Below are 25678 nucleotides of genomic sequence, written 5' to 3'. Positions count from 1 at the left end.
TCGGTGTCGCGCCGTCCGCGCAGGCCGCCGTAGGACCGTCCGGTTGCAGCGCGTACGTGTCGCACACCAACGACCACGTGGCCGTGGGCTGGTGCAGCTCGGGCAACGGCACCTGGAACGTCCAGGCACCCCGGCCGGCCCGGACGCCCCCGCCCGCGCCGCCGCCGGGCCGGCCGGGGTGACCCACCGGGCGAGCCACAGGGCGTCGGCGACCTCCTCGCAGGTGGGGCCGAGCTCCGCCTCCCTCAGCCGCGCGACCAGCTCGGTGAGCAGGCCGCTCGCGGAGCCGGGGGCGCGGGAGGGAGTGGTGGTCACGGTGGGGTCACCGCTGGGGGCGCTGGTCGAGGGGGCGCAGCAGCAGATCGGCGATCTCCTCGCGCCGCACGTGGTCCTCGCGCGCCGCGAACTGGGTGAGGAAGATGGCGTTCAGGAGCTGGTCGGTCAGGCGCAGCTCGCCGTTGTGGTCGCCCTCGACGAAGCTGTCCAGCAGGGCCCGGTTCTCCTCGTCCGCGCCCTGCCCGAAGTGGGCCTGCACCAGGGCGGCGAGGCGTTCGTCGCGCGGCGGCTCCAGCCTCAGGTGGATGCAGCGCCGCAGCAGCGGGGCGGGGAAGTCCCGCTCGCCGTTGCTGGTCATCACCACGAAGGGGAAGGCGTGGCAGGTCACGCGGCCGTCGGTGACCGGGACGCGGCGGCCGTCCTCGTCCAGGACGTGGACGGTGCGCTGTCCGGGGCGGTCGGCGATGCGCTGGAGTTCGGGGATGCGGAACTCGCCCTCCTCCAGGACGTTCAGGAGGTCGTTGGGCAGGTCGATGTCGCTCTTGTCCAGCTCGTCGATGAGCAGGACGCGCGGCCGGCGGCTCGGCAGGAGCGCCGTACCGAGCGGTCCGAGCCGGATGTACCGCCCGATGCCGCCGCCGTCCGCCGCACCGCCGTCCGCTGCGCCGTCACCGTCGCCATGGCCGCGACCGTCGCCGTCACCGTCGCCGTCACGTTCGCGCGAGAGCTGGGCGTCGTGCAGGCGGCCGATGGCGTCGTACGCGTACAGCCCGTCCCGCAGCTCGCTTCGGGAGACGATCGGCCACTGGAGCACCCGGCCGAGGCCCAGCTCGTGGGCGACGGCGTGGGCGAGGGTGCTCTTGCCGGAGCCCGGTTCGCCGGTCACCAGGAGGGGCCGGCGCAGGTAGAGGGCGGCGTTGATGAGCTGGAGGGCTTCGGCGTCCTGGATCGGCAGGGGGGCGCGGTCGCCGAGGCGGCGTGTGCTGCTGTGGTCGATGGGGGGCGGTTCGTCCGGCAGAGGGTCGCCGCTGAACCGGCGCCAGCGGGGCGGCTCCGGGAGCCGGCCGATCCGCTCGGGGTCCGGCTGCCCTTGGCCCCGGTAAATCAGCCAGCTGTCCATGACGTGCTCCTCGTCGGCGTCCGGTGGGTACCCGCGTTCTGGCCGACGGGGGCGGGGCGCGCCCACAACGGGCCCCTGAGAACGTACCCGCCGAACGGCTCTCCATGGCCGCTTTCCGGCCAACTGCCTGTCTGTTTCATGCCGGTGAGCTCCACAGTCCCAGGGGTCCCGCGGGCACCGGTCTGCCGGGGTCGTCGTAGAGGACGGCGACGGCTTCGGCCCAGTGCCCCTGATCACGGCGTTCGTGTATCTCTTCCCTGATACGGCGCAGCCGGTCGGGGAGTTCACGGGCGGTGGCCGTCTTCCCGAGGAGTTCGGCGGCGCCCTGGTGGAAGGCGTCGCAGTCGCCGGCGCACGCGGTGGACCGGGGGTGGCCCTCGATGTGCCACAGCACGATGCCGTGGCCGGTTTCGAGCGCCAGCTCCATGGCCTTGCGCCCCGCGCCCCGGCCCGCCGGGCGGCACAGCACGGGGATGTGGGACGCGGCCATGGCGGTGAAGTGCCGGCGCCGCGGGGCCTGCTGGAGCGGCGGCGTACGCGCGGCGGCGAGGCGCCCGGCGGCGGTCATCGCCTCCCAGCGCCGCGTCCAGGCGTCGTCGGGGCGGCCCCTGCGGGCCAGGTCACGCAGGACGACGCGGCGGCGCACCCCCAACGGCAGGTGCGCCGCGTCGCCGAGCCGGGCCATCTCCGCGAGCTGCCAGCGGTGCACCGGGGTGTCGAAGTCCGCGACGGGCAGGACCACTTCGCACGCGGCCGGGTGGCCGTTGGCGCCGTCGGCGAACTGGAACGCCTCGTCCAGCGGTCGGCGCAGCCGCTGGAGGAGCCCGGCGGGCTCGACTCCGTCGGGGTCCGCCTCCGCGGCGAAGACCTCCTCGTCCCCGCTGCCGTCGTCGATCCGGATCTGCCAGTGCAGGTTCCGGTAGGGCAACGGCTCGATCTCGACCACCACGACGTTGTCCGTGTCGCCGCGCCCGGGGTACGGGACGACGATCCGCTCGGCGGCGGGGACCGCGCCGCCGCCTTCGTACGCCATGGCCTCCCGCAGCGGCTCGGGGAGCTGCGCCCCGATCACCAGCGGCCGGCTGAAGGACTCGACGCGCTCCAGCCGCTTGGTGATCCAGGCGTCGAGCTCGTCCACCGCCGGGGCGGCGGCGTCCTTGCCTCCCGCGCTCCTGGCGAGCAGGACGACCTGGCGCAGATAGTGCAGGAAGACCACGGCGGGCAGGGGCCGGCCGTTCCGGTAGAGCAGTCCGTGCCCGTCCCGCCAGGCGGCGAGCGACGGGAAGACCCGCTCCTGGCGGTCCTGTCTGACGTGCTGGACGAGCGTTTCGACGACGCCCGGCGGGGGCGGGTCGGGCAGTTGGGCGAGCAGGCGCAGCGCGGCGACGCGGTCGCCCGGTGACCAGCCGTCGTCGCCGCCCGCGCCCTGGTCGGGCAGCCGCTGCTGGTGGAAGAGCCAGCTGCCACGGCTGTCGGCGCGCCCGGCGTGCCAGTGGTCGTGCTGGGCGATGAGCTCCCGGTACAGCGGCCCGAAGGCGCGCAGCGCGCGCAGCAGGACGGCCCGCCCGCCGTCCTTGCCGTACCGCCCGGACTTGGTGATGGCGACGACGCCGCCGGACACGGGGTCGAGGACGGGCCCGCCGGAGACACCGGGCGGGAACTCGGCCATGGGCGCGAACCGTATCGAGCAGCGTCCGTCGGAGGTGTTCTCGGCGATGCGGCTGGTCCACAGCTCGTACGGCTGCCCGGGGTCGTCCTCGGGCCGGAAGCCGTACACCTGACGCGTCCCGACCGGCAGGGCGACCTGGTCGCCGATCCAGACGCACTCGTGCTCCACGCCGTCGTCCAGCAGCCTGACCAGCGCCAGGTCCTGGACGGCCGGCACCTCGTCGTCCCACGGGTCCGTGACGAGCCACTTCTCCAGCCGCGCCCCGACGGGGTCGATGCCGTAGTACGACGGCGAGCCCGCCACCCGGAACGCGCGGCCGGGGTCGTCCCTCAGGTGCGGCAGCAGGACGTGGGCGCACGTCAGTGCCCAGCCGGGCGCCACCAGGAAGCCGCTGCCCCACATGTGCGTGTCGGCCGGGTCCGCGGGCAGGAAGCGGACGGTGGCGGCGCGGACGAGTGCGTCGAGGTCGGTGTGGGCGTCAGCCATTCGTGCCGGCCGGCGCGGCGCCGCCGTCGCCGAGCCGCCAGGTGAGTGTGACGTGGAGGGACGCCTTGGCCTCGCCTTCCGCGAGGACGGCCAGGGCCTTGCCGGACTTGGCCGTCAGCTCCACTCCGAACGCGATGGAGGCCTCGTGCGGCTTCACGGCCGACGCGGCGTCCAGCACGGTCCCGCCGACGCGCTGGATCAGTTCGGTGAGCTGCTCCAGTCTGGCCGCCGCCCGGTCGCCGACGCCGACGTCCCGGTCGGCCGCGCCGTAGCTGCCGGCGGCGGTGCTGACCCGGGCGTACACGATCTCGCCGTTGCCCAGCTCGATTCTGCGGATCTGTCCGTCCATCGCGTGCTCCCCCCGTGCCGGGCCGAAACGATCCGAAGATCGAGGCTACTGGTCCGGCGGGCCCCTGGGACGCTGAAATCCGGACACGTGTGGGGCCTGCGGGACGCCATACCCTGAGGGGGAACACCCCAGCAGGCACCAGGAGCATGTCTTGTACTTCACCGACCGTGGCATCGAGGAGCTGGAGAAGCGGCGCGGCGAGGAGGAGGTCACTTTCGAGTGGCTCGCCGAGCAGCTGCGTACGTTCGTCGATCTGAACCCCGACTTCGAGGTTCCGGTCGAGCGGCTGGCCACGTGGCTGGCGCGGCTCGACGACGAGGACGAGGACGAATAGGTCCCGTCCGGGGGGGCGAGTAGGTCCCCTCGGGGGGCGCGCCGCGCGGGTCACTGCCGCAGGCGGTCGTACGTCAGGCCCAGCGCCCCTTGCGCGATGAGCAGCGCGCCCGCCGCCGCCCAGCCGGCGCTGCGGCGGGTGAGCGCCCAGGCCAGCAGGGGGACGCCCGCCGCGAGTTGGGCCGTGGCGAGGGTACGGGCCCGGGGCCCGCGCAGCCAGGGACCGAGGGCGCCCTCCTCGACGGCGTCGAGTTCGGCGCGCAGGGCGTCGGGCCGGCCGTGCCGTTCGACGAGGTCGGCGCCGTGCTCCTGGGCCGCGGCCGCCAGGCGGGCGGCCGGTTCGCCGGGGGCGAGGCCGGGCGGCAGGGTGAGGCCGTGGCGGGCCAGGACGGGGATCAGGCCCACCAGGCGGGTCCGGGCGTCGGCGTCCTTGTCGGGGCGGGTGAGGGGCTGGAGGTCCTGGACGTCCAGGACCGGGTCGAGGCCGAGGCGGGCGGCGAAGGTGTGCATGGCCTCGTCCTCGCCGACGGGGGTGCCGTCCGCGAGCCAGGTGTAGCCGACGGGGCGGCGGAAGCCGGTCGCGAGGACGTAGCCCGCCCGGTCGGCGTCCCACCACAGGGCCACCACCGGCCAGGCCGCGCCGACCGTCAGGGCGCCGGCCCAGCCCGCGACGACGCGGTCGACCGGTTCGCCGCCCTCCAGCCATGGCCTGCCCTCGGGGACGAGGACGCTCCAGTCGGGACCGGCCGGGGCGAGGAGCAGTCGCTCGCGCAGCAGGTGCGCCGCAGGCCGTACCGAGGGCGGCTGGGCCCGGCACAGCAGCAGCGCGCCCACGGAAGTCGCGTTCATGACCTTTACGCTAGGCCAATTTGTCCGGATACGAGGCGCTTGACTTCACCGGGCCGCGATATATCGTGTTCCCCAGGAGACGCGATATGTTGCGTCATGTCCGAGGGAGGCCCCATGCCGGAGTGGTCCGTCAGCGAGCCGATGAAGCTGACCCTCGACGACCCCGTGACGGCACTGAAGGTGCGCGTCGTCAACGGGACCGTCAACGTCGTGGGCACCGACGAGGGCCCCGCCCGGCTGGAGGTCTCGCAGATCGAGGGCCCGCCCCTGATCGTGACCCAGCAGGGCTCCACGCTGACCGTCACCTACGAGGACCTGCCCTGGAAGGGCCTGCTCACCTGGCTCGACCGCAAGGGGTGGGACCGCAGCGCCGTGGTCTCCCTCGCCGTCCCGGCCGCCGCCCGGGTCAAGGTCGGCGTGGTCGGCGCAGCGGCCGTGGTCTCCGGCGTCCGGGGGCGTACGGAGGTACGCGGCGTCACCGGCGACACCACGCTCGTCGGCCTCTCCGGCACGGTCCGCGCCGACACCGTCTCGGGCAGCGTGGAGGCGCAGGCGGTCACCGGGGACCTCCACTTCACCTCCGTCTCGGGCGACCTCACCGTCGTCGAGGGCGCCGGGACGTCCGTACGGGCCGAGTCGGTCAGCGGCCACATGGTCATCGACCTGGACACGGTCGAGGACGCCGAGCCCACCGACATCCGGCTCACCACCGTCTCCGGCGAGGTCGCCATCCGGCTGCCCCACCCGGCGAACGCGCAGGTCGAGGCCCACACCGCCGGTGGCGCGGTCTCCAACGCCTTCGAGGACCTGCGGGTCAGCGGCGAGTGGGGGGCCAAGAAGATCACCGGCACGCTCGGCGACGGCAGGGGCACGCTGAAGGCCACCACGGTCTCCGGCTCGATCGCGCTGCTCCGCCGGCCCGGGGCCCCTGCCGGAAAGGTGCTCTGACATGCCGCCCGTCTTCGCCCACGGCCGCCTGCGCCTCTATCTGCTGGGGCTCCTCGACGAGGCCCCGCGCCACGGCTACGAGGTGATCCGGCTGCTGGAGGAGCGCTTCCACGGTCTGTACGCCCCCTCCGCCGGCACCGTCTACCCGCGCCTGGCCAAGCTGGAGGCCGAGGGGCTGGTCACCCACACCACCGAGGGCGGCCGCAAGGTCTACTCGATCACCGACGCCGGGCGCGAGGAACTCGCCGGGCGCAGCGGCGAGTTGGCCGACCTGGAGCTGGAGATCCGCGACTCGGTCTCCGAACTCGCCGCCGCGATCCGCGACGACGTGCGCGGTGCGGCGGGCACGCTGCGCCGCGAGATGCGGGCGGCGGCGGGCGAGGCCCGCACCCCCGGCGGCGACGACTGGGCGGCCTGGCGCCAGGCCAAGCAGGAGTGGAAGGAGCAGGCGCGCCGGGCCAAGGACGAGTCCCGGCGGGCCCGCGAGGACGCGCGGTCGGCCCGCCGGCAGGCCCAGGAGGCGCAGGAGCGGGCCCGCCAGGAGATGCAGCGCATCGCCCAGCAGGTGCAGGAGCAGGTACTGCGGGGCGGCAGCGAGGGCCTGGCCGACCTCGCCGGCCGGCTGGGCGGCCTGATCGGCGGCGCCCCGACGACGCCCTGGCCGCCGTGCGGGAAGCCGGACCCGGCCGAGACCCCGGAGTGGGCGCACGCCCCGGCGGCCGGGTCGGACGATCCGGCCCGCGACCTGGAACGGCTGCTGGACCGCTTCCGCGACGACATCCGCGACGCGGCCCGGGACCACGGCGTGACGGCCGCCCAACTGGCCGAAGCGCGCCGCCACTTGTCCACCGCCGCGGCCCACATCGTCACCCTGCTGCGAGGCGGCGGCGCCGGGGACTAGGGCGCTCCCCAGGACGGCGCCGGGTGCGAGCGGCGCGGGGGGCGGACCGGCCGCGCGGGGGGACGGACCGGCCGCGCGGGGGGACGGACCGGCCGCGCGAGAAAATGATCTCCGCTAATCCGACTGGCTATCAATCAGCATGGATACGCGCTTTCCGGCCACGAAGAGAACAGCTTGCAGAACTGATAAAACGCCACGTGTCCCCCGTACGACGCAATGCGCTCACCCGTATGCCGCGCACCCGGGGGACAGATCGAAGCGTTAGGTGGAATATGACACCAACACGCCCGGCAGTTGCGTTTCAGCAGAATTTGCGGACGAATGACCGGCGAGTTCCGTCCCGCGTTTCCATGGGGGAATTCACCTTCACTCAGGTACCGGCCGCGCTCACTCACAGCAACACGGACAGTCTCCTTCATGGCGGTGTCCGGATCGAGCTGACATGGTCGGCGTCGGTGCTGGAGGAATTCATCGAGGCGATGGCCCGGATCGAGGAGGACTTCGTGCGGTCCTGGAATCGCACGAGGGAGAAGGCGAGGGATCAGGCGGCGCGGGCCGACGACCGGATCGGTTTGATCGCGCGTGCCTGAATTCCACCGGGGCTTCGGCCACGGCCACGGCTACGACGTCCCCGACTACTACGCGGCCGCCGGCCCGGGGACGGACGGCGGCTACGGGCAGTCGGTCTTCCAGATCACCGATCCCCGCCCGCCCTACGGCCCGCTGGACGCGCCCTGGGACCCCACGGAGGAACTCGCCTTCCTCCTCCAGGACGCCATGGCGTCGGAGCAGGCAGCGGGGCAGCCTCCCGCCCCGCCGGCCGAGCCCCATGAGGCCGCACCCGACCACGGCTCCCTGGCGGGGCTCACCCGGATCACCGCGACGCTGCCCCCGATCAAGCCGGCGGGCCCGGGCCATCGCAAGTCCCGCAGCAGGTCGCTGACCTGGCCACAGACGGCCAGTCTCACCCTGGCCGCGCTGGCGGCCGCCATCGTCTCCATGGTCAGCGTCTTCGGCGGCATGGTCACCTACGCCCCCTTGCGCCATGTCGCCGAGGCCCGCACCCACAGCGCGGTGGTCGGCTGGTGGCCGCTGCTCGTCTACGGACCGTGGCTGGTGGCCTCCCTGTCCGTCCTGCGCGCGGCCCTGCACCAGCGCCGCGCCGTGCACTCGTGGTCCGTGGTCCTGCTGTTCTCCACCATGGCCATACTCCTGTGCGTGGCGCAGGCCCCCCGGACCTTCACCGATGTGGCCGCCGCGGCTCTGCCGGCCCTCGCCGCGCTGGCCTGCTTCCAGCAACTGGTCCGTCAGATCACCCTGACCAGGCCGCCGCGCCAAGCCGCTCCCCGCCACCGCAGCACCTCGCCGCCCCCCACCGGGGCCGGCCGGCCGCGCCCCCCGAAACCCCCGGCCGCCGTGCCGGGACAGTCACGGGGTACGGGCGGGGCCGGGGGGCCGGAGCGGTGACACACCGTTACGACCCCGGGGGTCGCCGGCACGGAGACAGCCGCCCGCGCCGACGACCCCCGGGGTGTTGTTCATGGCCTGGGAGCCTGCCGCGTGAATTGCGGTCGCGGCATTCTTCATCAGTTGAGTCCAGCACTATCGTGATGCTTCCCCCGGTAAATATCGTTCGGGTTCCCCCGCGTAACCGGACATATGCCAAAGCGTTATGCAGGTGGTCGCCGAACTCGATCGGCGAAACGTCCCCCGGTCACTGTTCACCACTACAGATCCCGGGCCATGGAAGGAACTCCCGTGGCAATGAATACGACGCTTTGGGTTGTCGTCGCGTGCGCGTCGGCCTGTACGGCACTGTCCGCCCTGGTGCCACCCCCGGCGTCCCGGATGTGGCGGGTCGACACCCTGGAACTGCGTCGCCGCCGCCGCTCGATCGAGGTGCTCACCGCCAACGTCCGGCCCGCGGCCCACAAGCCGCCGCGGCCGAATCCGGCCGAGGACGGTCAGGGCCGTGCGAGGCCATGAACGGCCACTCCTCATCGTTCCCGTGGGCGTCGGCGGGAGGTCAGCTTCTGACACATACGATGACGCTTTCATCATCCCTTGCGAAAAGCTCTCTTCATTCGCAAGGGTTCACCAGTCTTCCTCCACCGGCTTGAATGAAGCAGCCTCTGTGCCTCGGCGGCAGTTCACGTCATCTCGTGGAGGAGGGCTCATCCGCATGAACGACGGACAGATCAGCCGAATCGGCAGGATGCGACGGCTCCTGGCCATCGCACTGAAGGTGTGGTCTCGCGGCCGGCGCCGTCCCACAGGCTCCACGGGGTGGGGATTACCGTCCTCTCCCTACGTGGCCACGGCGCCGGCCCCGCTCCGGGACGAGTACCGCGCGGGCTTCTCCCTGCCGTACCTGCCGTACCTGCCATCACCTGGCGTACCGCACAGCACCTCCCGGGCATGCGCGTGGTGCCGCGCGCTCCATGGCGCCCAGGCCCCGGACTCGGCCCGGGCCGACTGACCACCCACACGCCCCCGTCGCGCGGGGCGAGGGACCGGCGTCAGCCCGCCCCGCCCCGCGCCCCTCGCCGAACACGGCCCGCTCCACCGCCCCGTACGTCACCCCGTGCTCCCCCAGCACATCGGCCACGACCCCGTCAACCGCTCGGACATCACTGCCTCCCGTCCTTCGTGGCCTGCCGACTGACCCCCAGTTCGGCAGCGTCCATGCGTCAACCCCGGTTGACAGACACCGTGACGGTCGCGCCCGGCACCGCCCGGATCAGCAGCCGGTGCGCTGCCCCGGGCGCGACCGCTGTCGTACGGGGCCACGCCCGCCCCTCCACGTCCACGCGCCAGCCACCCGCGGCCGGCGGCAGCGAGAGCTCGGTCGCGCCGCCGCGCCCCGCCACGTACACCAGCCGCTCCGGCGACTCGGCGACCACCCGCCCCGCCACCGCCGCCGCGTACGGCGCGGCCGTCTGTTCCTTGTTCGTGCGCCAGGCGCCCGAGCCGTCCACCGCGCAGTACCCGCCGCCGTAGCACCACACATAGCCCGCCCACCCGGAGCTGTAGCGGTTCAGGGAGGCGAGCGCCTCGCGGTAGAAGCGGCCCATGTGGGGCAGGGAGGTGTTCAGCGGGCCCCACTCGCCCACCACCACCGGCACCCGGTACTCCTTCGGGTACACGGTCACCGCCGCCTCGTATGCCGCGATCCAGCCGGCCGCCGGGTCGTAGTCCGCGCCCGCCTCCATGGCCGTGTTGTAGAAGTGCGGCGCGTACACCACCTTCGGGTCCTCGATCCTCCCGAGGCCGGTGGGGACCGCCTCGCCCACGATCGGGGTCGGCTCGACGAAGAGCCAGTTGTCGTCGTCGACCGAACGGACCGCGGCCGCGAGCCGGTTGTACATCGCCGTGAGCTGCTCGCGCTCGATGCGGCGGGCGGCCGTCGCCAGGTCCTCGCCCTCCCGGAGCTCGCCCATGGGCTCATTGATCAGGTCGTAGCCGAGCACCGCCGGATGGTGCTCGAACCGGTCGGCGAGCACCCGCCACATCCTCGCCTGCGCGCGCCGCAGGTCCTCGTCCTCGTACAGATGCGTGAAGGCGCGCTGCACGGCCGGCTCGAAATACTCGGCGAACCAGTCGTCGGGATGCGGGGTGAAGGACAGGCCGTCGGTGCGGGTCGCCCACTCCGGGATGCCGCGGTGGCCGAAGGCCGGGCCGAAGACGTCCTGGTGGGCGTCGATGAGCACCTGGATGTCGTAGGTGTGCGCCCAGTCCAGAATGCGCTCGATCTTGCGCAGGTACGTCTGGCTGTACTGGCCGGGGCTCGGCTCCAGGTCGTCCCAGAAGACCAGCAGCCGGGCGAAGTTGAAGCCCTGGCCGCGCATGTCGCGGAAGTGCTTCTCGGTGATGGCGGACAGCGCCGCGTCACCGCGGTGCGTCTTGTCCTCGACGTTCCAGCCGCGCAGTGTCAGGACGCGGCCCCGGTCGTCGGTGAGGCGCGGTATGTCCGGCGGCGTCTCTTCCGCGTGAGCGGCGGGCACGGCCAGCAGCAGGGCGGAGAGCGCGAGAGCGAGGGCACGCATAAAGGGACCTCCGGCACGATCGGCAGTGCCGGAGATCCCATCAGCGGAACTGAGGAGCCATCAAGGGTTGGTCAGGACAATCTTGCCGAACAGGTCGCCCGCCGCCATCTTCTCGAAGCCCTCCCGCGCCCGGTCCAGCGGCAGCACCTCGTCGATGACCGGCCGTACGCCCGTCGCCGCACAGAAGGCGAGCAGGTCCTCCAGCTCGTCCTTGGAGCCCATCGTGGAGCCCACGACCTTCAGTTCCAGGAAGAAGATCCGCGTCAGCTCGGCGTGCGAGGGCTGGTCACCGCTCGTCGCACCCGAGATCACCAGCGTGCCGCCGGGCCGCAGCGACTTCACCGAGTGCGACCAGGTGGCCGCGCCGACGGTCTCGATGACCGCGTCCACCCGCTGCGGCAGCCGCGCCCCCGGCTCGTAGGCCTCCACCGCGCCCAGCTCGACCGCCCGCTTGCGCTTGGCCTCGTCCCGGCTGGTGGCGAAGACCCGCAGACCCGCCGCCTTGCCGAGGGCGATCGCGGCCGTGGCGACCCCGCCGCCCGCGCCCTGCACGAGGACCGAGTCCCCGGGCCGTACGCCCCCGTTGGTGAAGAGCATGCGGTACGCGGTGAGCCACGCGGTCGGCAGGCAGGCGGCCTCCTCGAAGGACAGCTCCTTCGGCTTGGGCAGCACGTTCCAGGCGGGGACGGCGACCTTCTCGGCGAACGTGCCCTGGTAGCGCTCGGTCAGGATGGAGCGGGGCTCGTCGGGGCCGACGCCGTGGCCGGTCTGGCCGATGACGGAGTGGACGACCACCTCGTTGCCGTCCTCGTCCAGGCCGGCCGCGTCGCAGCCGAGGATCATCGGGAGCTTGTCCTCACCGAGGCCGACCCCGCGCAGCGACCACAGGTCGTGGTGGTTGAGGGAGGCGGCCTTGACGGTGACGGTGGTCCAGCCGGGACGGACCTCGGGGGCGGGGCGTTCGCCCAGCTCCAGTCCGTTCAGCGGCTGGTCGCGGTCGATTCGGGCGGCGTAGGCAGCGAACATGACCTTGACCATAGGACGGACCGGTGCGCGGCGGTACCGCGCACCGGTGTGACGTACGTCAGTCCCGGCGTCAGTCCCGGCGGTACTGCGCCGGGCTGTTCCTCGTCGCCGGGTCCTCGTAGGAGCCGGTCTTCCCCCGGTCCACGTGGAAGGTGGTGAGCGTGGTCACCGGGGAGAGCGGGTCGCGCCGGTCGGCGATCACCCGCATATGGGCGCTGAAGCGCTGCGGCGTGACCTCGTAGACGTCGTAGCCGTACCGGTTGCCCTCGAAGTACTTCAGGTGCGGGTTGGCCTTGCCCATGAGGGGGCCGTTGGTCGCGTTCCAGTCGGCGGAGTACGCGCCCGAGGTCACCGAGTGGGCCGTGAACTCCGTACCGACCAGCGGCGAGGACGTGTCGTCGAAGTCGGTGCGGATGTCGTCGACGAAGGCGGAGTGCCAGTCGCCGGTGATGACGACGAGGTCTTCCAGGCCGCTGGTGTGGACGTGGTGCAGGACCTCCTTGCGCTCGGCGAGGAAGCCGTCCCACTGGTCGGTGAACATGTACGAGCCGCCCGGCCGGCCGCGCAGCTGGCTGAGCATGATCGAGTTGGCCCATATGTGCCAGGAGTCGGGCGCGCGGTCGATGGTCCCCTTGAGCCAGGACTTCTGGGCGGCGCCCAGGATGGTGCCGTTGGCGAGGTTCTGGGCGGAGCGGTAGGAGCGCAGGTCGAGGACGGTCAGCTCCAGCAGGTCGCCCCAGCGGCGCACGCGGTGGATCTCGGGGTCGGGCAGGGCGGCGGTGGCGGAGTTGTCGCGGTGCGGCATGTTCTCGTACCAGGCCTGGTACGCCGCGGCCCGCCGCTGCATGAAGGGCGCCCCGCCGCCCGTACCGCTGTAGTCGTTGACGACCTCGTGGTCGTCCCAGGTGAGGAACCAGGGGTGCGCGGCGTGCGCCTCGCGCAGGGAGGCGTCGCCCTTGTAGAGCGCGTGGCGGCGGCGGTAGTCGGCGAGCGTGAGGACCGCGGGGCCCTCGTGATCCCGCACGTGGTCACCGCCCACGGGGCCGTGCTCGTAGATGTAGTCGCCGAGGTGGACGACGAAGTCGACGTTCTCACGGGCGATGCCCCGGTGGGCGGCGTAGTAGCCGTCGTGGAAGGCCTGGCAGTTGGCGGCGGCGAAGCGGACGCGCGAGACGGCGCCGACCGGCGCGGTCTTCGTCCGGCCGACCCGGCTGGTCCTGCCCAGCGCCGTGAAGGCGTACCAGTAGTGGCGGCCCGCCTGGAGGCCGTTCACGGGTACGTGGACGCTGTGGCCGAGCGTCGCGGAGGCGGGCGCCTTGCCCCGGGCCACGACGCGGCTGAGGGCCTGGTCCTCGGCGACGACCCACTCGACCTCGACGACCTCGGGCAGCTTCTGCTCGGCGGCGAGCGGCTCGGGCGCGAGGCGCGTCCACAGCACGACGCCGGAGGGCTGCGGGTCGCCGGAGGCCACGCCGAGGGTGAAGGGCGCCGGATCGTAGTCGGCGCCGAGCGCTTCGGCGGCCTCGCGGGCCTGGGCGGGCGAGAGCCCGGCGCTCAGCGGCCAGACGACGTTGAGCGCGCCGGCGGCTCCGGCGGCCTTGAGCAGACTGCGTCGGTCGAGCGTCATTTCCGTACCCCCGTGGGCCCCGTGAGCGTGAGCGTGATCCCGTCCGCGTAACCGTCGTTCGACGTGCCGCCGCCGGTACGCGTGAGGACGAGCAGGACGCGCGCGGTACGGGCACCGGGCGGCAGGAGCGCCCCGGCCGTGCGCTCCAGCAGCCCCGTACGCCCCTTGCGCTCCCCCGCCGTCACCGGCCCGAGCACGCTCAGCGCAACGGGGGTGCCCTTGGCGTCGCGGAACTCCACCGACAGCCGGGCGCCGTCCTCCTGGGACGCGTATCCGCCGAGCCAGGCGGTCACGGCGTACCGCACCTGAGCGGCGTCCACGGCCGCGTGGCCGGTGGCGCCGGTGGCGGGCAGGGCGATGTCCTGGAGCAGGGCCGTGCGGGGCGAGGTGCCGCCGGAGAAGAACCGGCTCCCGCGCCGGTCGGGACCGGGGTCCGAGGCGGTGGGGTAACCACCGCCGAGGCTGTACGCGACGAGGGCGGGCGCGCCCTGCACGACCTGCCAGCCGATTACGGTCCCGACGGGTTCGGCGGTGCCCCCGGGACCGCTCTCGGCGTCACCGTTGACGACCAGATTCACTCGCGCCTCCTGCTGTCGTGAGGTGGGGTGGCGCGCGCATCACAGCAGCCCCATGTGAACCTCCGGAAGAGCGGCGGCGAACATCACGCGGCCGGTCCAAGGACCCGTACGGAAAGTCCAACCGCGCCACCCCTCCGGCCCCGGATACACCGAAGGGCCCCGTTCCGCTCCCCGAGGGGACGGAACGGGGCCCTTCCGGACAGGCACCCCGCCAGGCGCTAGCGGCGGGCCACGCCCTCCGCGCGCGCGGCCGCGGCCACGGCGGCGGTGACCGCCGGGGCGACCCGCTCGTCGAACGGCGACGGGATCACGTAGTCGGCGGCCAGCTGGTCACCCACCACGTCCGCCAGGGCGTTCGCCGCCGCGATCTTCATGCCCTCGGTGATCCGGGACGCCCGCACCTGGAGCGCGCCCGCGAAGATGCCGGGGAAGGCGAGGACGTTGTTGATCTGGTTCGGGTAGTCCGAGCGGCCGGTCGCCACCACCGACGCGTACTTGTGCGCGACGTCGGGGTGGACCTCCGGGTTCGGGTTGGCCATGGCGAACACGAACGAGTTCGGCGCCATCGACGCGACCGCCGCCTCCGGCACCGTACCGCCGCTGACGCCGATGAAGACGTCCGCGCCGGCCAGCGCGGTCTCCAGCGAGCCGGACAGCCCCGCCCGGTTGGTGAGCTCGGCGAGCTCGCGCTTCACATCGGTCAGGTCGTCGCGGTCCCGGCTGACGATGCCCTTGCGGTCCGCGACCGCCACGTCGCCGAGGCCCGCCTCCAGCAGGAACTTGGCGATGGCGACACCGGCCGCGCCGGCTCCGGAGATCACCGCGCGCAGATCGCCCAGGCCGCGCCCGGTCAGCTTCGCGGCGTTGCGCAGGGCGGCCAGGGTGACCACGGCCGTGCCGTGCTGGTCGTCGTGGAAGACCGGGATGTCCAGCCGCTCCTGGAGCTTGCGCTCGATCTCGAAGCAGCGGGGCGCCGAGATGTCCTCCAGGTTCACGCCGCCGAAGGACGGCGCGAGGCGGACGACGGTCTCGACGATCTCGTCCGTGTCGGTCGTGGCGAGCGCGATGGGCACCGCGTCCACGCCGCCGAACTGCTTGAAGAGGATCGCCTTCCCCTCCATGACCGGGAGGGACGCCTCCGGGCCGATGTCACCGAGTCCGAGCACGGCCGTACCGTCCGTCACGACGGCGACGACCTGGGACTTCCAGGTGTAGTCGTGCACGAGCTCCGGCCGCTCGGCGATGGCGCTGCACACCTTGGCGACGCCGGGGGTGTACGCGAGGGACAAATCGTCCTTGTCGCGCACCGGAACCGTCGCCTGGACGGCCATCTTGCCGCCCCGATGCAGCGCGAACGCCGGATCGAAGGGCTCGTCGGAGGCACTCTCGGTGCTGTTGTCACTGTCGCTGCGAGGATTGACGATCTCCGCTGCCATTTGTTGACCCCTTAAGTCATTACAGGTTGAGGGTGGCCACTCCTGGTTGAGGAGGGGTGGGCGGGCACCGCGTCCGCCGTGTCTGGCAGTCGCGCGGGCGCGCCGCACACGCGCCCTGAGCCCCGGATGAGGGGTGTAAGGATCCTTCTTACCGGACGGACGGCTCCGCCGACGAGTCCATACATCACGTCCGGCTCGACCCTGGCCTGAGACCGGTACCCGTGATATGACCCATAGCGGAATATCTGGACAAGTCCGAATGACATGCGGAATGCGATGCGGATCGCGTCCGAATAACAAGATGGACCGGAGATTTTCCGGCCGGAGGAAGGTAGTCCCGCAGAAGGTCCGGCCCTGATGTACCGGCCTGTCGGGGTTCGGGGTTCTCCCGTTATCCGATTTTGACATGCGCGGCCCCCTGTTCAGGCCGGTCCGAATGGCAAGATGCCGTAACCACACGAGGTCGCGACACCCGAAGGTGCGTGCCCGACCCTTTTGGCTTCCCCTCTTAACCCGCCGGAGGAACCCGACCATGACCGCAAGCACCACCCGCTGTACGACCGTCGCGAAGAGCCGGACGCCGAGGGCGTCCCGGATGGCCGCGGTCGCCGCGATCGCGGTCGCCGGCTCGATGCTGCTGACCGCCTGTGGCGACCAGACGAACAAGCCCAAGCAGGCGAACGAGCCGTCCGGCCCTCCGCCCATCGCCGCTCCCCTCGCCGACCGGCTGCCGCAGGACATCCGCGACAAGGGCGTCATCAAGGTCGGCTCGGACATCGCGTACGCCCCTGTTGAGTTCAAGGACAAGGACGGCAAGACGGTCGGTATCGACCCGGATCTGGCTGATGCCATGAGCCGGCAGCTCGGCGTGCGGTTCGAATTCGAGAACGCCACCTTCGACACCCTGATCACGGGTCTGCGCGCCAAGCGCTACGACATCGCGATGTCGGCGATGACGGACACCAAGGACCGTCAGCTGGGTATCGACTCGGAGACCAAGAAGAAGGTCGGCGAGGGCGTCGACTTCGTCGACTACTTCAACGCCGGTGTGTCGATCTACACCAAGAAGGGTGCCGACCAGGGCATCAAGGGCTGGGCCGACCTGTGCGGCAAGAAGATCGTCGTGCAGCGGGGCACCGTCTCGGAGGACCTGGCCAAGGCCGAGTCCGCGAAGTGTGTGAAGGCCAAGAAGGGCAAGATCACCATCGAGGCGTTCGACAACGACCAGCAGGCCCAGACCCGGCTGCGCGCCGGTGGTGCCCACGCCGGCTCCTCGGACTACCCGGTCGCCGCGTACACGGTGAAGACCTCGGGCGGCGGCAAGGACTTCCAGCTGGTCGGCCAGCAGGTCGAGGCCGCTCCGTACGGCATCGCGATCGCCAAGGGCAACACCCAGCTGCGCGACGCGATCAAGGCCGCCATGGACGCGATCATCGCGAACGGCGACTACAAGAAGGTGCTGGACAAGTGGGGTGTCGCCGCCGGCGCGGTGACCGAGGCAAAGATCAACGGCGGTTCCTGACCGGCCACACGCACCTCACAGGTTCCTGAAAGGCACCACCGTGACAACTGACATCAAGAAGACGGGTCCCGAGGACGCCGTGCCGCCCTCGGGCCCGGAGGCGATCAAGGCCATCCCGGTCCGCCACTACGGCCGGTACGTCACCGCCGTCATCGCCATCGCGGCGTTCGCCGCGATCGTCTACGCCTTCGCGCAAGGCCAGATCAACTGGGACGCCGTCCCGGACTACTTCTTCGACGACCGGATCATCGAGGGCGTCGGCCAGACCCTGCTGCTGACCGTCCTGTCGATGGCGATCGGCATCGTCGGCGGCATCATCCTCGCGGTGATGCGGCTGTCGAAGAATCCGGTGACCTCCGCGATCGCCTGGTTCTACATCTGGTTCTTCCGGGGCACCCCGGTCCTGGTCCAGCTCTTCGTCTGGTTCAACCTCGGCCTGGTCTTCGAGTACATCAACCTCGGCCCGGTCTACAAGGACGAGTGGTCCGACTTCATGACGCCGCTCCTGACGGCGCTGCTCGGCCTGGGCCTGAACGAGGCCGCGTACATGGCGGAGATCTGCCGCGCGGGCCTCCTCGCGGTCGACGAGGGCCAGACCGAGGCCGCCCACGCGCTGGGCATGAGCCACGGCAAGACGCTGCGGCGGATCGTGATCCCGCAGGCGATGCGCGTGATCGTGCCGCCCACGGGCAACGAGGTCATCAACATGCTCAAGACGACCTCCCTGGTGGCGGCCGTCCAGTACTACGAGCTGCTGAGGTTCGCGCAGGACATCGGCCAGACGTCCGGTGCCCCGGTGGAGATGCTGTTCCTCGCCGCCGCCTGGTACCTGATCATGACCTCGGTCCTCAGCGTCGGGCAGTATTACCTGGAGCGGTACTACGCACGCGGCTCCAGCCGCAGCCTGCCGCCCACCCCCTGGCAGAAGGTCACGTCGACCCTCGCCACGTTCCGCCGCCCGGAGGTGGCCCGATGACCGCCATGGTGAAAGCCGAGGGCGTCCACAAGTCCTACGGCGCAGCGCACATCCTCAAGGGGATCGACCTGGAGGTGGCGGCGGGTGAGGTGTTCTGCCTCATCGGCCCGTCCGGCTCCGGCAAGTCGACGTTCCTGCGGTGCATCAACCACCTGGAGAAGATCAACGCCGGCCGGCTGTACGTCGACGGTGAGCTGGTCGGCTACCGCCAGAAGGGCGACAAGCTGTACGAGCTGAAGGACAACGAGGTGGCGCTCAAGCGGCGCGACATCGGCATGGTCTTCCAGCGGTTCAACCTGTTCCCGCACATGACGGCGCTGGAGAACGTCATGGAGGCGCCGATCCAGGTCAAGGGCGAGTCCAAGGCCGTGGCCCGGGAGCGGGCCGGCAAGCTGCTGGACCGGGTCGGCCTGGCCGACAAGGCCGGCAACTACCCCTCGCAGCTCTCCGGCGGCCAGCAGCAGCGCGTGGCGATCGCCCGGGCGCTGGCGATGGAGCCGAAGCTGATGCTCTTCGACGAGCCGACGTCGGCACTGGACCCGGAACTGGTGGGCGATGTGCTGGACGTGATGCGCGACCTGGCCGAGAGCGGCATGACGATGGTCGTGGTCACCCACGAGATGGGCTTCGCCCGTGAGGTGGGCGACTCGCTGGTCTTCATGGACGGCGGTGTCGTGGTCGAGTCGGGCAACCCGAAGGACGTCCTGACCAAGCCGCAGCACGAGCGGACGAAGGCGTTCCTGTCGAAGGTGCTGTAGCCCCGTGAGGAAGGGGCGGTACGGAAAGTCCCCGTACCGCCCCTTCCTCATGCCCGTACCGCCCCGTGGCTCACTTCAGGGCCAGGACGAGCGCGTCGGACGGCGACGACCACACGGCCCTGGCCTCGGCGAACCCCGCCTCGCGCAGGGTGCGCGCGTGCCAGTCCAGCGAGGGGGCGTCGCCCTCGGCGTGCTCACCGTAGATCGCGAACCGCTCGGCGGTCGGCCCGGCCAGCACCGGGTCCTTGGCGGCCAGCTCCCACCAGGCGGCCCAGTCGAGCGCGCCCGCGGCCTTGGCCCGCTCCATGGCGGCGTGCCGGTGGGCGCGCTCGGCGGCGTTGATACGGGGCGTGGTCTCGTCCTTCATGCGGTCGGCGTTCATGAACACGCCGCCGTCGCGGACGAGTCCGGCGAGCTGCCCGTACAGCGCCGTGAGCGGCTCGGTGTGCAGCCAGTGCAGGGCGGTGGCGGTGAGGACGGCGTCGTACGAGTCGTACGGCAGTGCCTGCGCCCACCGGGGGTCGGTGAGGTCGGCCCGGACGAAGGTCACCCTCTCGTCCCCGGCGAAGTACCCCTCGGCGATGGCGAGGAGCGCCGGGTCGAGGTCCACGCCGGTGCTGGTCGCGTCCGGGAACCTCTTGAGGAGCCGGTCCGTAATACTCCCCGTACCGCACGCGAGGTCGAGGACCCTCGGCGCGGCGCCGGTGAACGCCTCGACCATGTCGAGCATGACCCGGAACCGCTCCTCGCGGTCGGGCATGTACCACTCCTGCTGGCGGTCCCAGCTCTCCTGCCAGGCCCGCCAGTCGGTTCCCGCAGCCGTCTCCGTCACCGCGACCTCCGTAATACCCTCGTATCAGATCCGTCTCTTACAAGAACGTGCTCTGACCCTAGACCGCCGCCGTAAGGACTACAAGTGGAACTCGCCTATTACTCGGACTACGCCGTACGTCTGGTGAACACCGAGGAGCCGGCGCGCAACAAGGACTGTCTGACCTCGGTGGAGGCGGTCCGCGAACTGTTCGGCGAGGCCTCGCAGATGGCGCGGCGCGCGACCGACGCGGACGTCACCCGGTTCCGTTCGGTACGGGCGCGGCTGCGGGCGGTCTTCGCCGCGGCCGACGCCGGTGACCAGAGGCAGGCCGTGGACCTGCTCAACTCGCTGCTGCTGGAGTTCCCGGTCAGCCCGCAGATCTCCGGCCACGACCACCTCGACGACGAGGGCCGGCCGCGCTGGCACATGCACCTCGCGGACCACCCGTCCAACGCGACCGCCGGGTACGCGGCGATCGCCGCGATGGGCCTGGCCTTCCACCTCACGGAGTTCGGCGCCGACCGGCTGGGCCTGTGCCAGGCGGCGCCGTGCCGCAACGCCTACCTGGACACGTCCACCAACCGCTCCCGCCGCTACTGCTCCGACCGCTGCGCCACCCGCGCGAACGTCGCCGCCTACCGGGCGCGCAAGCGCCTGGAGACCGAACGGTCGGCGAGCACCGGCCGGACCGCCGAGACCAGCCAGGAGAGCACCACCCCGACCGACCGCTGACGCCCGGGCCGTATCCCCCGGTACCGGGCCCGCACCCGGCCCAGCACCAGCTCGGCGGGCACCGTCCCGAACGCGCGGCTGTCCACGGCCTCGGCGTCCGCGTTGTCCCCGAGCACCCACCAGCCACCGTCGCGCCGCTCGACCAGCCGCTTCACGATGAGCAGGTCCTGCTGCAACGGGTGCCGCAGCACCGCCACGTCCCCGGCCCTGAGCCGCGCGCCGTAGTGCACCAGCAGCTGATCACCATGCCGCAGGGTCGGCACCATCGACGGTCCCGTCACCTCGGCGATCCCGAACGGCACGGTCGGTTCCCGCCCCTGCTCCGTCATCGGCACACCTCCTGGACCTTCCTCCACGAGTCCCATGGTCACCCTGGACTTTTGTCGTAAGCCCTAGGGGGCACTCGCGAAAACCCATCTGTCACGGAGTAATCTCCCACCTGAGAAGACGATCACGAGGAAGGACAGCTCAATGCTCTCCCGCCTGTTTGCCCCCAAGGTGACGGTCAGCGCTCACTGCGACCTTCCCTGCGGTGTCTACGACCCCGCCCAGGCCCGCATCGAGGCCGAGTCGGTGAAGGCCACCCAGGAGAAGATGCAGGCGAACGACGACCCGCACTTCCAGGCCCGTGCGACGACCATCAAGGAGGAGCGCGCCGAGCTCGCCAAGCACCACGTCTCGGTGCTCTGGAGCGACTACTTCAAGCCGCCGCACTTCGAGAAGTACCCGGAGCTGCACCAGCTGGTCAACGACGCCCTGAAGGCCCTCTCGGCCGCCAAGGCCTCGACGGACCCGGCGACGGGCCAGAAGGCGCTCGACTACATCGCGCAGATCGACAAGATCTTCTGGGAGACCAAGAAGGCTTGATCGTCGCCCGGCGTATAGCGTGACAGCCCTCGCCTGCGGTGCGGGTCAGGGCCACAAAGGGAGCGGCCCGACCGTGCGAGACGGTCGGGCCGCTCCATGCTCCCAAGACCGTCTGGGAGATGTCCCCCGGTCCGCAGGGTGAGCCCGGCGCTACCGTGACGGGGCGCCCAGGGTCGCAAGGCGAGCCCGGGGACGGGGCCCCGGCTCCCGGCCTGCCCCGATGGCTACTCGCTCCAGGCCCCACGCTGGGATCCTCACGCGTTGGTGTGCCGCCGGGATGGGGCTCCGCCGTCCTCACCGCCGCCGGACCCGGAGCCGGACTCGCCCATCCAGCTCGCGCTGGAAGTACGCCTCCCGCTCACGGGTCAGCTTCTTGCGCCCATGCCCTGTACGGGTCTTGCGGATCTCGAAGTCCATGGCGTTCCCGAAGGTCGGGCGTTGCGACGACCGTCAGAACTCAAGCGGGAGAGGCAGGGGGGCGGTTTCGTTATCGCTGTTCGATCGTGTCCAAGGCCAGGTTCCACGGGTACTCGCTCGGGCGCCCCTGCCCCGGCTGATTGGGCACGAACCCGCCCTCGCCGTACAGCACCGTCACGCCAACCGCGCGAAGCCTGGCCACCGACTCGTCAAGTGCCGGATGCTGCGCGTACGCCGCGTTCACGCATGGCATCGCCACGATCGGGATCCCCTTACCGATCCCCTCGGCCACCACGCCGACCACCCACTTGGACGTGAGCCCGAGGGCCCACTCATTGACCGAGTTGAAAGTCATCGGTGCGAACAAGATCGCGTCAGCCTCGGGCCACACGTCCGGCTCCCCAGGCGCCCGGTACTCTGACCGTACCGGGTGGCCAGTGAGCACGGCGAGACCGTCAATGCTGGAGGCCAGCCACTTCGACGCGGTCGGGGTCAACCCAAGGCACACATCCCACCCCCGAGCCTGAGCCTCTTCGATCACCGTGGCGACGTCGAACACTGGGGGCGCGGCGGAGCAGAACAGATACAAGGTCCTCGTCATGCCCCCATCCGATCACAAGCAACTGCCCCTATCCCTAGCGGGATAAAGGCGGTTGAGGGGCCCACCGCGGGCGTCCGCGGGTACCGTTCCAGATGACGAGTCAGGAACTGGAGACTAGTATGCCCGCCCTGGACGACGACCACACGGGTGCCCGCATCAAGGAGCACCGGAAGCTTGCTCGCCTGACTCAACGCGAGCTGGCAGCCCGCATTCCTTACTCGTACAGCCTGCTGAATCAGGTGGAGTGCGGCGCGCGACCGGCCACGGATGCCTTCGTGGAAGCCGTTGCTGCGGCGCTCGGCGTCGACGCCACCGTACTCACGGGACCCTCCCACGTCACCGAGATTCAACAGGCCCGCGTCGCCGCCCTCGTACGGCCAATCCGAGAGGCGCTCGACCTCTTCGACCTGGAGCCCTCGCCCACTCACCGCTCCCAGCCTGTGACGGACCTGTCCGCTGCGGCTGACCAGGTATGCCAGGACGTACGAGCCACCCACCTGCGCAAGGCCGCCAAGGACCTACCGCCGCTCATCACGGCGCTCACACTCGCCGCCCAGTCACGGCCCAGCACAGCCACATGGCAGGCTCTCGCCTCCACCTATCGCACTGCCCACGACGTGGCGCTAAAGATGGGGTACCGGGATCTGGCTACGGTCGCCCTCGATCGCATGGGCTGGGCCGCCGAGCGCGCTTCGGATCCCTGCCTGGCCGCGATCCGCCAGTACAAACGGGCCCTCGGACACAAGGCTGCCGAGTACGATCTTGGCCGCCGTCTCGTTCAGGCCGGGCACGACCTGCTCGACGGGCAGGACTCGCGCGAGGCTCTCGCCGTTGCCGGCCAGCTCCACCTCGGGGCTTCCGCCGTCGCCGCGCGGTCCGGTGACACGCACGCCGTCGCTCGGCACATCGCCGCAGCTCGCGAACTGGCGAAGCGTGTTGGCGGCGAGGCCCGCGAGGTGCACTGGCTCAGCTTCGGCCAGATGAACGTGGCCCTTCACGAACTGGGCGCGTCCATCACACTTCGCCAGTTCGACAAAGCGTTGACTCAGTCCAGGCGGATCAAACTTCCGCCGTCGACCCTCACGTCCCGGCGTGCACGATTCTTGGTGGACCGGGCGGTGGTGGAGATGGAGAACGGCCACAGCGACCGCGCACTCCGCCACCTTGTGGAGGCGCGTCGTACGGCACCCGAGCAGACGAGGTACCACCCGGCGACGCGGGACGCGATCACGGGGCTCCTGCACACGGCCCGCCGCACCCCTGACACCCTGAGCCACATGGCCGCCTGGATCGGTCTGTAGGGACGCTCACAACGCTCACAGTTTTGTGAGCGCTACCGCCTTCTCGAGGGTCCACTCTGGCTCCATGCCAGAGCAACAGAGCAGCCGCGTGTCGCCACGCGCGGTCCGGCCGCCGAGTGACGGGCCCCTCGCCCGACCGCTCATGACGCTCCCGTGCGCCTGCACCTGCCGGAAGGGGAACCGGTGACCGCCATGTCGGGCACGCGGTTCTGCGTGCATTGCGACCAGCCAATTACAGCGGGAGCCGAGCGTGTTGAGCCGATCGAAGCGGGTTCTGGGGTTCATCCCGACGATTACCGGCATCCGGGCTGTAGCCCTCACCACCACACGTACGTCCGCCACTCCCCGCCCAACCGCTGATCTCCGCCCGCTGCGAACGACCAACGGCGGGGACGGCGCAGCGGGCGGGCCTCGCCGCCAACCCCATCTCCGGCGGGCTGGACGCGGAGCCCAGCACTGATACCCAAGAGACCCCGGCGACCGCTGACACGGTCCCGGGGCATGGCCAACGCTGACAAGGAGCGTTCGCATGACGCAACGTACCGCCCCGCAGATCCAGCCCGCACCCGTGGCCGACCCGAGACCAGTCGATGTCGAGACGATGCGGGACATGGTCCGCCGCGTACTCGCTTTGGAGTCCACGGACCCCCAGCTGCAGGACCTGGACGCTCTGACCAAAGCTCTCCGCGGCCACGTGCAGCTGCTGGTGCCGGAGATCCGCGCCATCATCCGGACGCAGCCCGCCGGCGACCTCCACTCCGGGATCGCGCAGATCGCCATCGGTGAGGCGTGGCGCCGTCTGCACACCACCCCTGGCTTCGGCCCGGACGCGGCCTATCGGCGAGCCAAGAAGCTCGCGATGTCGGTCAACTCGCTGTGCGACCACTACGAGAACCTCAACCCGCCGGCTCACTGATCCTGCTCCACACCCATGGCGACCATCGGGTTAAGGGTCGCGCCCATGAACGCCCGCCCCGGGTCCCAACCCTGGACAGGTCGAGTACCGGGGCGGGCTTCCTTTTGTCTCCTGCAACCCCGTGAAAGGGGAAGTCACCCTATGACCACAGCCGTTCGTCCCGTGCCGCCCGAACGCTCGGCAGCCGGGATCCTCTCCGTCGAGTGCGACATCACCGGCAACTGTCAGCTCACGTGCTCGCACTGCTGCACCCTGTCGGGCCCGAAGGTCAGCCACGGCGAGATGACCCTGGACGACTGGCGGCGCGTCATGGACGACACCGCCGCGCTGGGCATCCCCGCCGTGCAGCTCATCGGCGGCGAGCCGACCCGGTCAGTCTACCTGCTGCCGCTCATCACGCACGCCCTCGGCCGTGGACTGGAGGTGGAGGTGTACTCCAACTTCACCCACATCCGCGCCTGCAATGGGACGCGTTCGCGCAGGATGGCGTACGTCTGGCCACCAGCTACTACAGCGACCAGGCGGAGGAACACGACCGGATCACCGACGTACGGGGCAGCCACCAGCGGACCCGCCAGAACATCATCGAGGCCATGCGCCTCGGCATCCGTCTTCGGGTCGGCATCGTCCACGTGAACGAGAGTCAGCGCATTGCCGAGGCCGAGGCCGAGCTGCGGGCCCTCGGCATCACGGAGATCAGAATCGACCGGGCCCGCGGCGTTGGCCGCGCGGCCGCCGGCTCCGCCACCATCCCGAGCGTGAGCGAGCTGTGCGGCCGCTGTTTCCACCACCGGCTCGCGGTCTCTCCGGACGGCGAGGTGTACGGCTGCATCCTGTCTCGGTTCCTGCCCACGGGGAACGTCCGTACCGAGGGCCTGACCGCCATCGTGTCCAGCGACCGGTGGGCCAAGGCCCGGGCCGCCATCCCCGCCATGGGCGCCGGCTGCCCGCCCGACGACTCCAGCGACTGCAACCCGGCCAACACCACAGCATGCGCACCCGCCTACTAAGCCAAGCCGCCGGAGGAACCATGCACTGGGAACCCCTCGCTGAGGCCCTAGCCCACAGCGCCACCCACGCCGCCTCCCGGTGGCGGCCTCTGGTCGCCGTCCTGCCGCGTCACCGGCTCA

Annotated in this window: 29 protein-coding genes; 16 read left to right on the top strand and 13 right to left on the bottom strand. The window is 71.2% G+C overall.

The features are described 5' to 3' along the window. The coding region (locus QWM81_RS23860; protein ID WP_290114376.1) for a hypothetical protein at window positions 1-182 on the top strand (182 nt) is incomplete at its 5' end. A gap of 140 nt (window positions 183-322) precedes the next feature. Here QWM81_RS23860 and QWM81_RS23855 read toward each other — a convergent pair. The 3 genes from QWM81_RS23855 to QWM81_RS23845 form a co-directional block, all read right to left on the bottom strand. Then, entirely contained in the window at window positions 323-1396 is a 1074-nt protein-coding gene (locus QWM81_RS23855; protein ID WP_290114375.1) for an AAA family ATPase, read from the bottom strand. Window positions 1397-1532: 136 nt separating this feature from the next. Continuing rightward, window positions 1533-3551, bottom strand: a complete 2019-nt coding sequence (locus tag QWM81_RS23850) for a VMAP-C domain-containing protein (RefSeq protein WP_290114374.1) — start codon at window positions 3549-3551, stop codon at window positions 1533-1535. Continuing rightward, window positions 3544-3900, bottom strand: a complete 357-nt coding sequence (locus QWM81_RS23845) for a CU044_2847 family protein (protein ID WP_290114373.1) — start codon at window positions 3898-3900, stop codon at window positions 3544-3546. The genes QWM81_RS23850 and QWM81_RS23845 overlap by 8 nt, the downstream gene beginning before the upstream one ends. A gap of 151 nt (window positions 3901-4051) precedes the next feature. Between QWM81_RS23845 and QWM81_RS23840 the strand changes: the two genes are divergently transcribed. Continuing rightward, a complete protein-coding gene (locus QWM81_RS23840) occupies window positions 4052-4234 on the top strand; it encodes a DUF6104 family protein (RefSeq protein ID WP_003961784.1) in 183 nt (60 codons plus the stop codon). Between the two features lie 50 nt (window positions 4235-4284). On the opposite strand, the gene QWM81_RS23835 is transcribed toward QWM81_RS23840, so the two are convergent. Continuing rightward, window positions 4285-5082, bottom strand: coding sequence for a hypothetical protein (locus QWM81_RS23835; RefSeq protein ID WP_290114372.1), 798 nt, complete (start codon window positions 5080-5082; stop codon window positions 4285-4287). A gap of 114 nt (window positions 5083-5196) precedes the next feature. Between QWM81_RS23835 and QWM81_RS23830 the strand changes: the two genes are divergently transcribed. From QWM81_RS23830 to QWM81_RS23810, 5 genes are all read left to right on the top strand, one after another. Then, complete coding sequence (locus QWM81_RS23830) at window positions 5197-6030, top strand: DUF4097 family beta strand repeat-containing protein (RefSeq protein WP_290114371.1); 834 nt, start codon at window positions 5197-5199, stop codon at window positions 6028-6030. 1 nt (window position 6031) lies between these two features. Next, window positions 6032-6931 (top strand): PadR family transcriptional regulator, encoded by a 900-nt coding sequence (locus QWM81_RS23825; protein WP_290114370.1) that lies wholly within the window; start codon window positions 6032-6034, stop codon window positions 6929-6931. Window positions 6932-7281: 350 nt separating this feature from the next. After that, the gene (locus QWM81_RS23820) at window positions 7282-7521 is read left to right on the top strand and encodes a hypothetical protein (RefSeq protein ID WP_290114369.1); all 240 of its coding nucleotides are present in this window, start codon (window positions 7282-7284) and stop codon (window positions 7519-7521) included. Next, on the top strand, window positions 7514-8398 hold the full coding sequence (locus tag QWM81_RS23815; protein ID WP_435372438.1) for a DUF2637 domain-containing protein: 885 nt from the start codon (window positions 7514-7516) through the stop codon (window positions 8396-8398). The genes QWM81_RS23820 and QWM81_RS23815 overlap by 8 nt, the downstream gene beginning before the upstream one ends. A gap of 297 nt (window positions 8399-8695) precedes the next feature. After that, a complete protein-coding gene (locus QWM81_RS23810) occupies window positions 8696-8917 on the top strand; it encodes a hypothetical protein (RefSeq protein WP_290114368.1) in 222 nt (73 codons plus the stop codon). A gap of 704 nt (window positions 8918-9621) precedes the next feature. Here QWM81_RS23810 and QWM81_RS23805 read toward each other — a convergent pair. The 5 genes from QWM81_RS23805 to QWM81_RS23785 form a co-directional block, all read right to left on the bottom strand. Beyond that, window positions 9622-10977, bottom strand: a complete 1356-nt coding sequence (locus QWM81_RS23805; protein ID WP_290114367.1) for a glycoside hydrolase family 5 protein — start codon at window positions 10975-10977, stop codon at window positions 9622-9624. Between the two features lie 60 nt (window positions 10978-11037). Beyond that, window positions 11038-12003, bottom strand: coding sequence for a zinc-binding dehydrogenase (locus QWM81_RS23800; RefSeq protein WP_290114366.1), 966 nt, complete (start codon window positions 12001-12003; stop codon window positions 11038-11040). A gap of 70 nt (window positions 12004-12073) precedes the next feature. Continuing rightward, window positions 12074-13630, bottom strand: coding sequence for an alkaline phosphatase D family protein (locus tag QWM81_RS23795; protein WP_290114365.1), 1557 nt, complete (start codon window positions 13628-13630; stop codon window positions 12074-12076). Continuing rightward, entirely contained in the window at window positions 13627-14208 is a 582-nt protein-coding gene (locus QWM81_RS23790; protein ID WP_290114364.1) for a phosphoesterase, read from the bottom strand. Before QWM81_RS23790 ends, QWM81_RS23795 begins: the two co-directional genes overlap by 4 nt. Before the next feature lie 218 nt (window positions 14209-14426). Next, window positions 14427-15644: an NAD(P)-dependent malic enzyme gene (locus QWM81_RS23785; protein WP_290114363.1), complete on the bottom strand. Its 1218-nt coding sequence runs from the start codon at window positions 15642-15644 to the stop codon at window positions 14427-14429. Window positions 15645-16176: 532 nt separating this feature from the next. On the opposite strand from QWM81_RS23785, the gene QWM81_RS23780 reads away from it, so the two are divergent. From QWM81_RS23780 to QWM81_RS23770, 3 genes are read left to right on the top strand one after another with little or no spacing between them, the layout of a single operon-like run. Further along, entirely contained in the window at window positions 16177-17166 is a 990-nt protein-coding gene (locus tag QWM81_RS23780) for an ABC transporter substrate-binding protein (RefSeq protein WP_290114362.1), read from the top strand. A gap of 40 nt (window positions 17167-17206) precedes the next feature. After that, window positions 17207-18142 (top strand): amino acid ABC transporter permease, encoded by a 936-nt coding sequence (locus tag QWM81_RS23775; RefSeq protein ID WP_290114361.1) that lies wholly within the window; start codon window positions 17207-17209, stop codon window positions 18140-18142. Continuing rightward, window positions 18139-18900, top strand: a complete 762-nt coding sequence (locus tag QWM81_RS23770) for an amino acid ABC transporter ATP-binding protein (RefSeq protein WP_290114360.1) — start codon at window positions 18139-18141, stop codon at window positions 18898-18900. Before QWM81_RS23775 ends, QWM81_RS23770 begins: the two co-directional genes overlap by 4 nt. A gap of 70 nt (window positions 18901-18970) precedes the next feature. Here QWM81_RS23770 and QWM81_RS23765 read toward each other — a convergent pair whose 3' ends face one another. Then, complete coding sequence (locus tag QWM81_RS23765; RefSeq protein WP_290114359.1) at window positions 18971-19732, bottom strand: class I SAM-dependent methyltransferase; 762 nt, start codon at window positions 19730-19732, stop codon at window positions 18971-18973. Window positions 19733-19816: 84 nt separating this feature from the next. Between QWM81_RS23765 and QWM81_RS23760 the strand changes: the two genes are divergently transcribed. Continuing rightward, a complete protein-coding gene (locus QWM81_RS23760; protein ID WP_290114358.1) occupies window positions 19817-20446 on the top strand; it encodes a CGNR zinc finger domain-containing protein in 630 nt (209 codons plus the stop codon). Here the strand turns inward: QWM81_RS23760 and sodX are convergent. After that, window positions 20350-20775: a nickel-type superoxide dismutase maturation protease gene (gene sodX, locus QWM81_RS23755; protein WP_290114357.1), complete on the bottom strand. Its 426-nt coding sequence runs from the start codon at window positions 20773-20775 to the stop codon at window positions 20350-20352. The genes QWM81_RS23760 and sodX overlap by 97 nt on opposite strands. A 142-nt stretch (window positions 20776-20917) precedes the next feature. On the opposite strand from sodX, the gene sodN reads away from it, so the two are divergent. After that, window positions 20918-21313 carry a superoxide dismutase, Ni gene (sodN, locus tag QWM81_RS23750; protein ID WP_290114356.1) on the top strand — a complete coding sequence of 132 codons (396 nt, stop codon included), beginning with the start codon at window positions 20918-20920 and terminating at the stop codon, window positions 21311-21313. Between the two features lie 294 nt (window positions 21314-21607). Here the strand turns inward: sodN and QWM81_RS23740 are convergent, their stop codons facing one another. Further along, the gene (locus QWM81_RS23740; protein WP_290114355.1) at window positions 21608-21730 is read right to left on the bottom strand and encodes a hypothetical protein; all 123 of its coding nucleotides are present in this window, start codon (window positions 21728-21730) and stop codon (window positions 21608-21610) included. A gap of 70 nt (window positions 21731-21800) precedes the next feature. Next, window positions 21801-22331: a flavoprotein gene (locus QWM81_RS23735; RefSeq protein ID WP_290114354.1), complete on the bottom strand. Its 531-nt coding sequence runs from the start codon at window positions 22329-22331 to the stop codon at window positions 21801-21803. 119 nt (window positions 22332-22450) lie between these two features. Between QWM81_RS23735 and QWM81_RS23730 the strand changes: the two genes are divergently transcribed. The 4 genes from QWM81_RS23730 to QWM81_RS29195 all read left to right on the top strand — a co-directional run bounded on the left by QWM81_RS23730 (window position 22451) and on the right by QWM81_RS29195 (window position 25558). Continuing rightward, window positions 22451-23632, top strand: coding sequence for a helix-turn-helix domain-containing protein (locus tag QWM81_RS23730; RefSeq protein ID WP_290114353.1), 1182 nt, complete (start codon window positions 22451-22453; stop codon window positions 23630-23632). 529 nt (window positions 23633-24161) lie between these two features. Further along, entirely contained in the window at window positions 24162-24548 is a 387-nt protein-coding gene (locus QWM81_RS23725; protein WP_290114352.1) for a DUF6415 family natural product biosynthesis protein, read from the top strand. Between the two features lie 141 nt (window positions 24549-24689). After that, complete coding sequence (locus QWM81_RS29200; protein ID WP_353938340.1) at window positions 24690-25184, top strand: radical SAM protein; 495 nt, start codon at window positions 24690-24692, stop codon at window positions 25182-25184. Beyond that, window positions 25181-25558: an SPASM domain-containing protein gene (locus tag QWM81_RS29195; protein WP_353938339.1), complete on the top strand. Its 378-nt coding sequence runs from the start codon at window positions 25181-25183 to the stop codon at window positions 25556-25558. The genes QWM81_RS29200 and QWM81_RS29195 overlap by 4 nt, the downstream gene beginning before the upstream one ends. Window positions 25559-25678 lie beyond the last annotated feature (120 nt).

Origin of the sequence: Streptomyces ficellus (assembly GCF_030406405.1) — a bacterium.
GTDB lineage: Bacteria > Actinomycetota > Actinomycetes > Streptomycetales > Streptomycetaceae > Streptomyces > Streptomyces ficellus_B.
This window is presented reverse-complemented; position numbering and strand designations above follow the sequence as displayed.

Coding starts and splice junctions, on each gene's coding strand:
- QWM81_RS23855 (WP_290114375.1), bottom strand. CDS start 1,396: ATGGACAGCTGGCTGATTTACCGGGGCCAAGGGCAGCCGGACCCCGAG.
- QWM81_RS23850 (WP_290114374.1), bottom strand. CDS start 3,551: ATGGCTGACGCCCACACCGACCTCGACGCACTCGTCCGCGCCGCCACC.
- QWM81_RS23845 (WP_290114373.1), bottom strand. CDS start 3,900: ATGGACGGACAGATCCGCAGAATCGAGCTGGGCAACGGCGAGATCGTG.
- QWM81_RS23835 (WP_290114372.1), bottom strand. CDS start 5,082: ATGAACGCGACTTCCGTGGGCGCGCTGCTGCTGTGCCGGGCCCAGCCG.
- QWM81_RS23830 (WP_290114371.1), top strand. CDS start 5,197: ATGCCGGAGTGGTCCGTCAGCGAGCCGATGAAGCTGACCCTCGACGAC.
- QWM81_RS23825 (WP_290114370.1), top strand. CDS start 6,032: ATGCCGCCCGTCTTCGCCCACGGCCGCCTGCGCCTCTATCTGCTGGGG.
- QWM81_RS23820 (WP_290114369.1), top strand. CDS start 7,282: ATGGGGGAATTCACCTTCACTCAGGTACCGGCCGCGCTCACTCACAGC.
- QWM81_RS23810 (WP_290114368.1), top strand. CDS start 8,696: ATGAATACGACGCTTTGGGTTGTCGTCGCGTGCGCGTCGGCCTGTACG.
- QWM81_RS23805 (WP_290114367.1), bottom strand. CDS start 10,977: ATGCGTGCCCTCGCTCTCGCGCTCTCCGCCCTGCTGCTGGCCGTGCCC.
- QWM81_RS23800 (WP_290114366.1), bottom strand. CDS start 12,003: ATGTTCGCTGCCTACGCCGCCCGAATCGACCGCGACCAGCCGCTGAAC.
- QWM81_RS23795 (WP_290114365.1), bottom strand. CDS start 13,630: ATGACGCTCGACCGACGCAGTCTGCTCAAGGCCGCCGGAGCCGCCGGC.
- QWM81_RS23785 (WP_290114363.1), bottom strand. CDS start 15,644: ATGGCAGCGGAGATCGTCAATCCTCGCAGCGACAGTGACAACAGCACC.
- QWM81_RS23780 (WP_290114362.1), top strand. CDS start 16,177: ATGACCGCAAGCACCACCCGCTGTACGACCGTCGCGAAGAGCCGGACG.
- QWM81_RS23770 (WP_290114360.1), top strand. CDS start 18,139: ATGACCGCCATGGTGAAAGCCGAGGGCGTCCACAAGTCCTACGGCGCA.
- sodX (WP_290114357.1), bottom strand. CDS start 20,775: ATGACGGAGCAGGGGCGGGAACCGACCGTGCCGTTCGGGATCGCCGAG.
- sodN (WP_290114356.1), top strand. CDS start 20,918: ATGCTCTCCCGCCTGTTTGCCCCCAAGGTGACGGTCAGCGCTCACTGC.
- QWM81_RS23740 (WP_290114355.1), bottom strand. CDS start 21,730: ATGGACTTCGAGATCCGCAAGACCCGTACAGGGCATGGGCGCAAGAAG.
- QWM81_RS23735 (WP_290114354.1), bottom strand. CDS start 22,331: ATGACGAGGACCTTGTATCTGTTCTGCTCCGCCGCGCCCCCAGTGTTC.
- QWM81_RS23730 (WP_290114353.1), top strand. CDS start 22,451: ATGCCCGCCCTGGACGACGACCACACGGGTGCCCGCATCAAGGAGCAC.
- QWM81_RS23725 (WP_290114352.1), top strand. CDS start 24,162: ATGACGCAACGTACCGCCCCGCAGATCCAGCCCGCACCCGTGGCCGAC.
- QWM81_RS29200 (WP_353938340.1), top strand. CDS start 24,690: ATGACCACAGCCGTTCGTCCCGTGCCGCCCGAACGCTCGGCAGCCGGG.